The 13,132-nt window shown below is 45.8% G+C and carries 10 protein-coding genes and 1 pseudogene; 6 read left to right on the top strand and 5 right to left on the bottom strand.

All coding sequences use genetic code 11. The features are described from left to right. Positions 1–287 precede the first annotated feature (287 nt). The gene (locus FZD51_RS15535; RefSeq protein WP_148975610.1) at positions 288–1,946 is read right to left on the bottom strand and encodes a glycoside hydrolase family 13 protein; all 1,659 of its coding nucleotides are present in this window, start codon (positions 1,944–1,946) and stop codon (positions 288–290) included. A 227-nt stretch (positions 1,947–2,173) separates the two neighbouring features. After that, complete coding sequence (locus FZD51_RS15530) at positions 2,174–2,635, bottom strand: hypothetical protein (protein ID WP_148975609.1); 462 nt, start codon at positions 2,633–2,635, stop codon at positions 2,174–2,176. 182 nt (positions 2,636–2,817) lie between these two features. On the opposite strand from FZD51_RS15530, the gene FZD51_RS15525 reads away from it, so the two are divergent. Next, a complete protein-coding gene (locus FZD51_RS15525) occupies positions 2,818–3,540 on the top strand; it encodes a class I SAM-dependent methyltransferase (RefSeq protein ID WP_148975608.1) in 723 nt (240 codons plus the stop codon). A 148-nt stretch (positions 3,541–3,688) separates the two neighbouring features. Here FZD51_RS15525 and FZD51_RS15520 read toward each other — a convergent pair whose 3' ends face one another. Beyond that, positions 3,689–4,594, bottom strand: a complete 906-nt coding sequence (locus FZD51_RS15520; protein ID WP_148975607.1) for an NAD(P)/FAD-dependent oxidoreductase — start codon at positions 4,592–4,594, stop codon at positions 3,689–3,691. 241 nt (positions 4,595–4,835) lie between these two features. Here FZD51_RS15520 and resA point away from each other — a divergent pair, with 241 nt between their 5' ends. Beyond that, positions 4,836–5,372 (top strand): thiol-disulfide oxidoreductase ResA, encoded by a 537-nt coding sequence (resA, locus tag FZD51_RS15515; protein ID WP_148975606.1) that lies wholly within the window; start codon positions 4,836–4,838, stop codon positions 5,370–5,372. A gap of 83 nt (positions 5,373–5,455) precedes the next feature. On the opposite strand, the gene FZD51_RS15510 is transcribed toward resA, so the two are convergent. Beyond that, a complete protein-coding gene (locus FZD51_RS15510) occupies positions 5,456–6,064 on the bottom strand; it encodes a hypothetical protein (protein WP_148975605.1) in 609 nt (202 codons plus the stop codon). A gap of 14 nt (positions 6,065–6,078) precedes the next feature. Then, positions 6,079–7,257: a ParM/StbA family protein gene (locus tag FZD51_RS15505; RefSeq protein ID WP_087944255.1), complete on the bottom strand. Its 1,179-nt coding sequence runs from the start codon at positions 7,255–7,257 to the stop codon at positions 6,079–6,081. 452 nt (positions 7,258–7,709) lie between these two features. Here FZD51_RS15505 and FZD51_RS15500 point away from each other — a divergent pair. From FZD51_RS15500 to FZD51_RS15485, 4 genes and pseudogenes are all read left to right on the top strand, one after another. Then, positions 7,710–9,361: pseudogene (locus FZD51_RS15500) on the top strand (M20/M25/M40 family metallo-hydrolase). A 45-nt stretch (positions 9,362–9,406) separates the two neighbouring features. After that, entirely contained in the window at positions 9,407–9,790 is a 384-nt protein-coding gene (locus FZD51_RS15495; protein WP_148975604.1) for a VOC family protein, read from the top strand. Between the two features lie 383 nt (positions 9,791–10,173). Further along, complete coding sequence (gene pepT / locus FZD51_RS15490) at positions 10,174–11,406, top strand: peptidase T (RefSeq protein WP_148975603.1); 1,233 nt, start codon at positions 10,174–10,176, stop codon at positions 11,404–11,406. Between the two features lie 192 nt (positions 11,407–11,598). Next, positions 11,599–13,119: a UDP-N-acetylmuramoyl-L-alanyl-D-glutamate--2,6-diaminopimelate ligase gene (locus FZD51_RS15485; protein WP_148975602.1), complete on the top strand. Its 1,521-nt coding sequence runs from the start codon at positions 11,599–11,601 to the stop codon at positions 13,117–13,119. Positions 13,120–13,132 lie beyond the last annotated feature (13 nt).

The following is a 13,132-nucleotide window of genomic DNA, read 5'->3' as shown; positions in this document are numbered from 1 at the left end:
CCATAGGATCCGTCATGATGATCTACATGCAAACTAGCAAATAAGGTTTTCATCCTTCAGTATAAGACGCGAAACTTAAAGCATTATCAACTCTGTGCAAAGAAATTGTTAAGATGAGCGACACGTGCCTCTGCCGGCCGGAGAAACAAAAAAACTTGCAGTTTGGAATTAAGGGGGTTCAAACATATGAAAGTGGTATAGGTGCCTGTCACCTTTTTAAAACAAAAAACCCCCGTCCCGAATGGGATTGGGGGCTGCAGCTGGTCTAGTAGTGGTATAGGTGCCTGTCACCTCAAACGGTATACCCGAGCTTCGTAAGGCTTCAGCACAACGCTTTCCCCTTCCTCATCTGCTGCCGGATAGTTGTTCAGGAGCAGATTCTCAGGTTTTAAGGCTAAGCCGCTTGTAAAGACTGCTTCTTTTGCGGACAGATTGGTGATAACGATGACCTGATCATCTTCCGAAGTGCGTGTATAGGCATAGATCTGCTTGTCATCCTCAAGCAGCAGGTCATATTGTCCATAGGTAAAGACTTCATTGGCCTTTTTCAGAGAGATCATTTTTTTATAGAAAGACAGAATGGACTCTTCATCCTTTTCCTGCTTTTCAACATTGATGTCTGTATAATTGCTGTTCACCTTCATCCAAGGGCTGCCGCTGCTGAAACCGGCATTGGCTGTGCTGTCCCACTGCATCGGTGTCCGGCTGTTGTCACGGGATGAGGCCCAGATAATCTCCATGATTTCCTGGTGGCTCTTGCCTTCTTCTGTTTTAAGCTTGTAAAGATTCTTTACGGCTACATCGTCATAATCATCAATTGAAGGGAACTGGACATTCGTCATTCCGATCTCCTGGCCCTGGTAGATGAAAGGCGTCCCCTGCATCAGGAAATACATCGCAGCCATCGAGGTGGCGCTTTCCCTCCAGAATTCCCGGTCATTGCCCCATGTTGATACAACGCGCGGCTTATCGTGGTTTTCAATGAATAATGCATTCCAGCCGTCTTTTTCTAGGCCTTTCTGCCAGCGGGTCAGCACTTTTTTCAGCTCGACGATATCCAGCTCAGGATTTGTTTCCGCATCCCACAGACCAAGATGCTCAAACTGGAAGATCATATCCATCTTTCCGTTTTCAGAGCCTACCCATAAGTCTGCTTCATCCACTGTGACGCCGTTTGCTTCGCCGACAGACATGCTGTCATAGTTCGCATATGTCTTTTCCTTGAACTCCTGAAGGAACTCATGGATGCCTTCCTGGTTCATATGCATATCGAACGAAGAAACATACTTCTTATTTTCCGGATTCGGCAGGTCTGGCATGCCGGGGCGTTTCTTGATATGGCTGATGGCATCAATCCTGAAGCCATCGATTCCTTTTTCCAGCCACCAGTTCACCACATCATACAGCGCCTCACGGACTTCGCTGTTCTCCCAATTCAAGTCCGGCTGCCTTCTTGAGAACACATGGAGGAAATATTGCTGAGTCAATTCATCCCATTCCCATGCAGAGCCTCCGAAAATACTTTCCCAGTTATTCGGTTCAGCACCCTGTTTGCCGTCCTGCCAAATGTACCAGTCCCGCTTTGGCGAGGTTTCGGAAGAACGTGATTCTATGAACCATGGATGCTCATCACTAGTATGATTAAGTACCAGATCGATAATCAGCTTCATGCCGCGCTGATGGACCTCTTCGAGCAGTCTGTTGAAATCGGCCATCGTTCCGAAATCTTCCATGATGTCCTGATAATCGGAAATATCATAGCCGTTGTCATCGTTCGGCGATTTATAAACCGGACAGATCCAGATCACATCGATGCCAAGATCCTTTACATAATCAAGCCTTTCAATGATTCCCTGAAGATCGCCGATTCCGTCTCCATTTGAATCCCGAAAGCTGCGGGGATATATTTGATAGCCTACTGCTTCTTTCCACCAGATTTTTTTCATATGAACACCCTCAAGTAAATTAATGTTTGTATACGTATGCGCAAACGTTTGCATTAAGCAGCAAAAAAAACCGCATACATCTATATGTAGTGTAACGCTTACATAGAATTTAATCAATATGAAAGTGAAGCGCCAGCATAGGAAAATATGACCCTTTGACAATGTGCGTTTAAGAATCACTATAAGGCAAATCCAGCAAAAAACCGGCCATCCTCCTGGATGCCGGCCTACACAGCTTCAGCGGCTTCTGCCTCAAGCAGCTCCATATAGGGCTGAAGCGAATGATAAATAATGGTTTTTACAAAAGCGATATTAATATGCCCCAATAGTTTTTCAGCAAATTCCCAAGCATTTTCTTCAATAAGGAGAGCGAGCTGGTTTCTTTCCAATGAAGTGGATGCAAGGTCAAAACGGTCTGCAAGCTCCCCGAGCTCCCGGTCTTCAGCATGGCCGATTTCATGTGCGCAAACGACTGCAAAATACTCTTCAAAATGATCAAGCGAGGAAAAAATCTGCAGGCACTGCTTTTTAATTTCCTCTATATATAATGTAATGGTATGGGTCCCCATGCTGTATTTGCCACCCGCAAAACGGTTTCCCCCGAAATAATCCTCCAAAACGACAACGGCCGTGCTCCCTGCTTTTTCAAGAAGCTCATCAACGATTAGTTCAAGCCTTTTATTCGCCATTCTTACACCTTTCTTTGCAAATAAGCTAATAATCCATCACAGCGAAAAGAAAGGGAAACAAACCCTTTACCCCATTAACTCTGTAATGAAACATTATCTTACCATTATTTTTGTGACTTTGCATCCTTTTTATCCATATACTGTATGGCACAGCAGAACGGAACAGGAGGGATACCGGAAATATGAAGCCATCATATCAGGATGCCCTTGCTTTTTTCGGAATGGGCGGCGCTCACCCGGGCGGTTTGGCTTTGACGAAAAGAGTTTTGGGAATGGAACAGCTCTCAGGCAGGGCAAAGGTGCTTGATGCAGGCTGCGGCACCGGGCAGACAGCTGCCTTCATAGCCAAATCCTTCAAATGCCAGGTAACAGCAATCGACCGCCATCCGCTGATGATTGGCCAGGCAAAGAAAAGATTTGCCCAGGAAGGTCTGGCAGTCAATGCCCTAAGGGAAAACATTGAGAATTTATCTTTTGCTGATAATAGCTTTGACTATATTATCGCCGAATCTGTCATTATTTTTACCAGCATCGAGCAATCTTTGAAAGAAATTAAACGTGTTCTCAAACCAGGCGGGATATTCCTTGACCTCGAAATGACGGCTGAGGAGCCATTGAATCCCCAGGAGAAAAACCAAATCCAGAGTGTATACAGCATCAAGCGCCTGCTGACAGAGGGAGAATGGCTGGAGACTTATACATCAGAAGGTTTCCGGTCTCCAAGGACGGTAGCCGCCAATTCCATTTATGGTGAAATCATCAACTCGCCATGGGATCAGCAGCCCGAAATCGCCAATCCGCATCTTGTTAATCCAAAATACGAGCATATACTGATTGAGCACCAAAAGCTGCTTGCCATCTATGCCGAACGACTGGGATACCGGGTGTACCGGATGCAGAAATAGACGTGATTATACAATCTATGCGTAAAGCGGGCATTGTATGTATGGTGTCCACCCGGGGTGAACAGCGGCATCCCATGTGTTCGTTTTAAGGAACACACAAACATAAATAAACCCCCGCCTTTTTCATAGCAGGGGTTTATTTATCCATTTATTTATTTTCTTCCGCCAGAATGGACTTATGAATCCATATCGCTGCCTGGGATCCATCTCCCATCGCAATGGTCACTTGTTCTGAATGGGCCACTACATCTCCTGCCGCCCATACGTTCTTGACATTGGTCATCTTGGAACGCGGATCGACGTTTATATGCTTGTTTTCAAGCCTTTCCACCCCAAGCTGCTTTGCCAGGTCTGACTTGACTGCATTTCCTCCAAAGGCCGTAAAGCCGCGCTCACCCATCACCTTCTGCCCATTCTCAAGCAGAAATCCCTGGATGTTCGGACCGTCAGCTATAGCTTCCGCGATCGGCTCTTCCATATATTCAATATTCAGGTCGCGCAATTTGCCCATCAGCTCCTGGCTGACTTCCTTTTTCTCATGATTGATAAAGACCAATTCGTCTGTCCAATAGGAAAGCGTCACAGCCATATTGGCCCCAGGATTACCTGATCCAATTACAATCGTCCTTTTATCTTTCAACTCATAGCCGTCGCAGTCCGGACAAACATACACACTGACACCCAGAGTTGGATAAAGATTCGGGAATTCCGGTATCCTATCCATAACCCCCGTTGATAAAAGCAGCCTTTCGGACTCCAGCCGCCCGCCGTCTTCAAGGGTAATTTCAAACCCGCTTCCCTTTTTCTCCGCCTTCTCTGCTTTTCCCAGCTTAAATTCCACTCCAAGCCTTTCTGCATGTGACCGCCCGATATCCCTGAGCTCCTGGCCGCTCACCCCATCAGGATATCCGAGGATATTATGATAACTTTTGCAGATGGTCGATCTGCCATGGTTCGAGTCCACAACCAGCACCTTGTGTTTATACCTTCCCAACTGAATCGCAGCCTGCAGGCCTGCAATCCCTCCGCCGATGATAATGCAATCGTATGTCATTTGATGGCCTCCTTGCGCCTTTTAGTTTAGGTATTTATAGGTAATTTACCCGCAATAGGGCGCTATTAACGCACGGAAATGCTATTTTGCCTAATGCCGCAAAGGATTGTTGCCTATAATCATGCTGACAAGCCCCTGGCTGACTTTACGGAATTGTCAAAAATTAATAACATTCATCCATTTTTCTCCTCCCAGAAGATGTTACACTAATTAATACCATCTGTTTTAGATTGGAGGACTTATGAAAGCGAAAAAGACACATAGACTTGTCATGAGGTCGATTATTTTATTGATTTTATTCTTTGCAGCAGGATACACTTTGTACCAGAATGTTTTCTCAAAAGAATCCGGCACAAAAGCAATGCTCAATGAAAAAGCTCCTGACTTTGCGCTTCAAACACTGGATGGCAAGAAGACAAAATTAAGCGAGTACAACGGAAGACCCGTCTTGATCAACTTTTTCGCCACCTGGTGCGCACCCTGCAAAAATGAGATGCCTGCAATCCAGTCAACTTATGAAGAATTTAAGGATGACGGGTTTGAGGTGCTGGCAGTCAATCTGAGCGAACCAGAAATTTCGGTAAAAAACTTAAAAGAGCAACTGGGAATAGACTTTCAAATCCTGCTAGATAAGAACAATGCAGTTGAAAGCATGTACGATGTTTATAAGATCCCGTCCAGCTTTTTTATAGATTCTTCAGGGAAAATTGCCAGAGTGTATGAAGGAGAAATGAGCGAAGAAGATTTGAATGACTGGGTAGGTGAATTGGTTGATTAAATATAGCAACCATCGCTTTTGTTGTCAGTGTCATATAAGCAAAAAAGAGACAGGCCATAAGTGCGCCTGTCTCTTTCTTCATCCTATTTATTCATATGAGCAAGAAAATCGCCAAGAAGGTCTTCCATGCTTTCTTCTTCCTGGTCCTCGTTTTCAGCCGAACGTTCTATTTGTACACTTGACCAATCAATATCATCCAGATCGTCATCAGCACCATCTGTGAACGCAGGTAATGCTTCCTCTTCTTCCTGGACAGGAGGGGAGGGAGGAGGAACATCCGCCTGATAGACCGGCTCCACTTCCCTTTCCTTCTGTTCCTGCAGATAAAGGGCTTCATCAATATCGGTCGATTTGCTGTTCAGGCTGGCAAGCAGCGCAGCAGACCGTACCGGATCTGTGATCAGCTGGTAGATGATGCTGCCGAGAAGGGCTTCAGAGTGCTCGTGCTTGAGCCAGTCGCGCTGCATCTTGCTGAGCGCCTTCGGCAGCGGGATCGTAACGGTTTCCTGTTCCTGTTTGACTGATTGGCTGACACCCTGCATGACATAGTCGGCAATCCTGCTGGAAAAATTCCTTTTTTCAGCTTCTTTAAGCTTTTGCAGCTGTTTAACTAAGTATTCCGGGGTATCAGAAGGTACACGAAACGCAATCGTCTGGCCTCTTTCGATCCCCTTGGATGAAGATTTTGTCATGTTACCACCTTATTTTATGCTTTTACTGGTTTTTTCTCATCCTGCTTGTCCGGCTTGGATGTTCTCTTCAAATGGTCGGCAACCAGCTTGTAATAAGCATTCGCCATCATCCAGATGCTCTCTTTTTCATCCTCGAAGAAGTCGATATTATATCCATCAAGGCTGTTGTTCAGTGATTTGATATATTCCTTCAACACAGCAGATCCTCCGCCCACGAAATAGCAGATCTCCGTCTGAGAATTCTTCTGCCACACATTGCGGAGCAGGCGGTACTGCTTTTTGGCAAGGTCGAACAGGATGCGGTCAGTGATGTCATGGACGCTTGTCCTGCTTCCTTTAACCATGATATGGTTGCGGTCATTTTTCTTGGTGATGATCTCCACCACATCGCGGCGGCTGTCCAGCTCAACGCCATGCTTGGATCTGATTTCCTCACGGATCATTTCCAATGATTCCGATACGCCCAGATTGAAGCCCTGCGCCTTGTCATCATCAACCGTGCGGTTTTTGATGACAGCGATATCTGTGGATAGGCCGCCGATATCCTGGATGAGGATACGTTTGTCGATCAGTTCTTTATTGATAATGTTCAGGTCATTATCCATCACAAGATTGATGAATGCCGCGAATCCTTCCGGATAAACCTTTACATCGCTGAATTTCAGATTGACTTTGATGCCCTGGTATTTAGGCGTGACCAGGAATTCCACCTGGTGCACTGATCCAAGCAGCTTCGAACGGTAGCCCGCATCTTTCCCTTCCTTCACTTCACGAAGAGGGAGCCCTGTGCCCAGGATGTAATTAGTATCGATTATATTGTTATTTTTCGGGAACAAACCAGCGTTTTCTTCCCTTACCGCATCCAGGGCAAGTGAAACGAAAAGCATAACAAGCGTCTGGTCCTCTTCAGATTTGCTGCTGCCGGGATCCAGCTCGGAAGCATTGTCGCTTTTAGTTGCCAGTGTTCCTACACGATAGATTGCATTATTGTCTTTTAATGCTGGGGAATGAACTTTAACATGAATCCCGTCCAAAGGTTCTTTGCTGTCTAATTCTTCTATGCCGATTACCGGTCTGTCCGCAACATCCCTTGCAATGACATTCGGTATATTCAATTCATAATCCAATTTTCCGAATAAGGCTTTCAGCGAATCATTGCCTACGTCTACTGCTGCTATTCTCGGGTTTTTCAAATCTACCATTCCTTTCACATTGTACCTTGCTTATCGTACAAGCAATTATCTTAAGCTTAATTAATATTTGGAAAATATTCAATGAGTTTCATATAAAGTAATATAAATGTTAGATTGTAAACATTACGCAAACTTTACTAATCTTTCGATAAACGCTGATGTTTAGGGATTTAAACAAATTTGTAAACTTGTAAACATAATTATAAACATATTGTATACATTTTGTTTGCAAGTTTACAATTTCGTTTCCTTTTGTAAACATTAACGTAAACAAGTATACAAATTTGTTTTCAATCCATTTTCTCCCTAATTAATCTCTTTGAAAATCTATTTCTCCCCTCCCCTTCCAAGAACTTTTATCAGTAAAAAACAGTCCTCTTGACGACCGTTCCAAAAATAGGATAATTTTAATACATTAACAGTTTACTAGACAAAAGGAGAGCTTGATGAAGATGCTTAATTGCCGCGAAGAAACTTTGGCTTTTACGAAACAGCTGGTCAATATTGAAAGCATAGTGAATACAAATGGCGAGAAGGTGATCGCCCATTCTTTATATACACTCTTATCCTCGTTCCCCTATTTTACGGAGAACAGCGGACAGCTCGTTATAGAGCAGACGATAGAGGATGAATTGGAACGGTATAACGTTCTGGCTTTTGTGAAAGGAACTAAAAGAAAAAACAGCCGCACAGTCATTCTGATGGGACATATGGATACTGTCGGAATCGATGATTTCAATCAGCTCCGTGATGCAGCATGCGACCCGGATCGGCTTGCAGACCTGTTCAGGAATGAAGAACTCCCTTCCGGAGCAAAGGAACAGCTAGAATCCGGGGACTGGATGTTTGGCAGAGGCGTGCTTGATATGAAGAGCGGTCTTGCAAGCCATCTTTATCTTTTAAAATACTATTCTGAGCATCCGGAAGAATTAGAAGGAAATCTAGTCTTTCTAGCAGAATGTGATGAAGAGGACGGTTCACATGGAGTCCTGTCTGCTTTGAAGACCTTGAAAAATGGAAAGATGAGCATAAGTTCCATTATGCTGCTAGCATCAATGCTGACTTTGTCTCCCCCCGATATGAGGGAGATACAAACCGGTATATCTACAAAGGAACGGTTGGGAAGCTCCTCCCCTCCTTCTTCATAACAGGCGCTGAAACACATGTTGGCTCCTGCTTTGAAGGTCTGGATCCGAATTTCCTTGCTGCTGAACTGACAAGGCAGATCAGCTACAACCCTGAACTAAGCAATGAGGCGCTCGGGGAGACGACCGTACCTCCGGTTTCCCTGAAGCAGACAGACCTGAAGCCTTCTTATACGGTACAGACTGCATTGAGTGCCTATGTCTACTATAATTTCTTCATCCATTCCTGGTCCCCGAAGGAAGTACTCGAGAAGCTGAGGGAGCAAGCGCATATTGCCTTTAGCAATGCGCTCTCTTCCTTTGAGGAGCGGAACAGGCAATTTGCCGGATTAAGCGGGGAACCATATGCCGAGCTGCCTTGGCAGCCTCGCATTTATACGTATGAAGAAATGCACCGGATGCTTGTGGAAGAAAATGGGCAGGCATATACAGCCCATATGGATGCTTTTAAAGAAGAGCGTCTACTTGATAAGGAACTGGATACACGGATGTATGCCGCAAGAGTCGTGGAAGAGGCTTGGAAATGGATGAAGGATAAAAGCCCGGCCATGATACTTTTCTACTCTTCTTTGTACTCGCCGAGAATTGAGCTGTCCGGGAAAACAGATGATGAAAAAAGGCTTATTGATGCCTTGGATCAGGCAGTGGAAGAAATCCAGCCGTCCTACCCTCATCCAATCATCGCAAAGAATTTTTTCCCTTATATATCAGATATGAGCTTTATCGCGCTCAGCGATGACGAAGCAGGAATCAGTGCTGTATCTGACAATAACCCCGGCTGGGGCACAAAGCATTATGTGGAATACAGTGATATCCGGGAACTGAATGTGCCAGTCATCAATATAGGGCCATACGGACTGGATGCCCATAAGAAACTGGAGCGCATGGAAATGAAGTATTCACTTGAAATTGTCCCTAACCTGACAAACCGGGTGATACAGCAGGTACTAAAAGGCTAGGTTTCCAGGGAAATAATTTCAACATAATAGTGAGGAGATGTTTTCATGGCAGGAAAAAGAATCGACCATATTGGAGTAATGGTTAAAAACATAGAGAAATCAATAGAGTTTTATACAAATACTGTCGGCATGGTGCTGAAGGCAGAGGTGCCACATTCAAACGGTGTCATCAAGCTTGCATTCCTAGGCTTCAGCGGAAATGAAGAAACTGAGCTGGAGCTGATTCAAGGCTATAATGACCATCTCCCGGAGGAAGGTATGGTCCATCATTTTGCGGTAGGCACCGATGATGTGGAAGGCGAATTCACCCGTCTCAAGGAGCTGGGGACCGAACTCATAGACCAGGAAATCACCACCCTCCCGAATGGCTATAAGTATTTCTTCTTTTACGGGCCTGACAGAGAATGGATTGAGTTCTTTCAGCGTTAAGGTTAAAGACATACTTAGGATTAAAGAAGCTGGTTTGTTTATTCTTTTTTGTTTAATAATGGGGCTGTTGATTTCCGTTCCAGGCACTTCGCTTTCCGCGGGGCGGCGCTGAGCTTCCTCGTCGCTGTCGCTCCTGCGGGATCTCAGCTTTGCCGCTGCAATCCCACAGGAGTCTACGTGCCTTGCACTCCAATCAACAGGGCTTATAAACTTTTTTTACCAGCTCCATTAATATGGCCAAAAACAGGTTTGTGACAAGTCAGCCAATTCAATCCCCATTTTTCAAAAGAAACATGGCGCAAAAGTTCTGCTTTTGTGCCTTTTTTTATTCGCTTCCCGAAACAAAAATGATATGATGAAAGAAAAACCTTGGAGTGATTTTAGTGAAAAAAGACCTGATTGAAAGATTGGTTTCGTATGCAAAAATGGACACACAATCAGACGATAACAGCACCACCTGCCCTTCCACCCCTGGACAGCTGGACCTTGGCAAAAAGCTTGTAGACGAACTCAAAGCCATTGGCTTGGAAGATGCAGCAATGGATGACAATGGCTATGTCATGGCCACTCTCCCTTCCAATACAGAAAAGCAGGTGCCTGTCATCGGCTTCCTTGCCCATGTGGATACAGCAACCGACTTTACCGGCAAAAACGTCAACCCGCAGATTACTGAACATTATGACGGCGGAGATATTGTCCTGAACGATTCTTTACATATTGTGCTTTCACCGAAGGATTTTCCAAGCCTGCAGCAGTATAAGGGCCATACATTAATCACAACTGACGGCACTACCCTTCTCGGGGCCGACAATAAGGCAGGAATCACTGAAATCATGACGGCAATGGAATACCTCATCAAGCATCCGGAAATCAAGCACGGGACAATCAGGGTCGCTTTTACACCAGATGAGGAAATTGGCAGAGGCCCGCACAAATTTGATGTAAAAGCCTTCAATGCCACCTATGCATACACAATGGACGGAGGGCCGCTCGGTGAACTTCAGTATGAAAGCTTCAGCGCTGCCGGAGCCAGGATCACCGTTAACGGCACCAATATCCACCCTGGCTCTGCCAAAGGAAAAATGGTCAATAGCATCAAAATTGCGATGGAGCTGCAAAACAGCCTGCCGCAGGAACAGGCACCTGAACTGACAGAAGGATACGAAGGCTTCTTCCACCTCGGCTCATTCAAAGGAGACGTGGAAAAGACAGAGATGAGCTATATTATCCGTGATTTTGACCGTGCGGAATTCCAGCATAAAAAAGAGCTGCTGGAAAAAGCGGTTGCCACACTGCAGGAGAAATACGGAAAAGAGCGGATCCAGCTTGAGCTTAAGGACCAGTACTATAACATGAAAGAGAAGATCGAGCCTGTCATCGAAATCGTCGACATTGCCGGAGAGGCGATGAAAAAGCTTGATATCGAGCCGCAGATCCTTCCAATCAGGGGCGGCACGGACGGTTCCCAGCTATCCTATATGGGGCTTCCGACGCCGAATATTTTCACAGGCGGCGAAAATTACCACGGCAAGTATGAATATATTTCAGTTGATAATATGGAGAAAGCAGCGAATGTGATTATAGAAATTGCAAAGCTGTTTGAAGAGAAAGCATAATATCAGGGGGCGGGGATTTGATCTTCGCCTTTTTTCTTCCTCCAAATTCCTGAATTGACCGGAGCACATCCACAAGATACATTTTTTCAGCTGGATGTGTAAATACTTTTAGTATGGGTATAGGTATATGGCGCATTGTCGAAAAATGCGCCAATTCAGGCTTTTATTACAGGGGGTTTAGATAGCAGCATTATGGACATCTACTTTGAACAATATGGTCAGCTGAACATCAGGCAGAGATGGGGCAGCCCCAGCCAAAGAATAAAAAGCATCACTTATGATTCCCGCAATGCAGGCCCTCAGTCGGTCTTTGTCTGCATGGGCGGCGAAAATCATGACGGCCATACATTTCTGGAAGAAGCCATTGCAAAGGGCGCAGCTGTCCTTGCAGGCGAGAATGCTGCCATTCTTGAGGAGTTCAGCAGCAAATTCCCGGAGCTTACCTTTCTCCAGACTGAAGACGCACGGGCTTTCCTTGCCCAATTATCGATTATATTCCATGGAAGTATCCATGAAAAAATACATACTGTCGGCATTACCGGCACTAACGGCAAAACGACTGTTGCTGCCTTTGTGAAATCATTGATGACGGCACTCAGCATACCCTCCGGTTCTATTGGCACCAACGGCGTTCTCTCGTCCAAGGGCCAGGTCAGCTTTGTCCAGTCAACTCCGACTACTCCTGAGGCGAGTGATCTGCATGCCATTTTTGCTGATTTCGCCAAGCGCGGAGATCAGCTCGCCGCCATGGAGGTCTCTTCCGTCGCCATTGAGCAGCAGCGGACCGCCGGCATCAACTTTGATGTGGCCATTCATACGAACCTGTCGCCGGAACATCTTGAGTTCCATAAAACCTTTGAAAATTACAAGCAGGCAAAGCTTAAGCTGTTCCGCCAGGCGAAGCGGGCAGTTGTAAACCTTGATGACGAAGGGATGGGTGCTGACATCATCCAGGACTTCCAGGGCAGCCTTCTCACCTACAGCCTGAAAAAGGATTCCGCTGCCGATGTAAAGGCTTCGAACATCAGGGTGACAAATGATGGGACAAGCTTTGAGCTGAGGCTTGGAAATGATTCATATATTGTCCGTACACCTGTATACGGCAGCTATAATGTGGCAAACCTCCTTTCTGCCATCTGTGCGGCCATGCACCTCGGCTTTACGATCGGACAGATCATTGAGGCCCTTCCGCGCATTGAAAATCCGACAGGCCGATTTGAGGTGCTGAAGGAATTCGGCCGGAGGAAGATCATCATAGACTACGCGCATACACCGGTCGCCCTCAAAAGCCTTCTGAAAGAAGCGAAAAAGCTGCCGCACAAGCGCCTTATTGTCATGATTACAGGAATCGGGATCAGGGATAAAGAGAAAATGCCCCAGATGGCAAAAGCTGTCGAGAATCAGGCGGACCAGGTAATCGTGTCTGTCGATCATCCTGGCTTCCTCGATCCCTGGGAAGTGGTCGGCCACGTGATGAAAGGCTTCTCCAATCCGCGCGCCGGGAATATCCTGCAGGAGCCGACGCGAAGAGACGGCGTCCTTGCAGCATTATCTGTCAGCGATGAAGATGATTTAATCCTTCTCACAAGCGGCTGCATCAATGGAGCCCAAATTGTAAAAGGCGAGAAAATACCTCATTCTGACAAGGAGATTATCCAGGAATTCTTCCAGAACTTTGAAGAGAGTGAAGAGCTTGAACGCTTTGAAGCGTAAGGACAGGCAGGCC

It is taken from the genome of Bacillus infantis, assembly GCF_008180445.1.
Taxonomy (GTDB): domain Bacteria; phylum Bacillota; class Bacilli; order Bacillales; family Cytobacillaceae; genus Bacillus_AB; species Bacillus_AB infantis_B.
The sequence above is the reverse complement of the archived record's forward strand: the minus strand, read 5'-3'. Positions and strand labels throughout refer to the sequence as shown.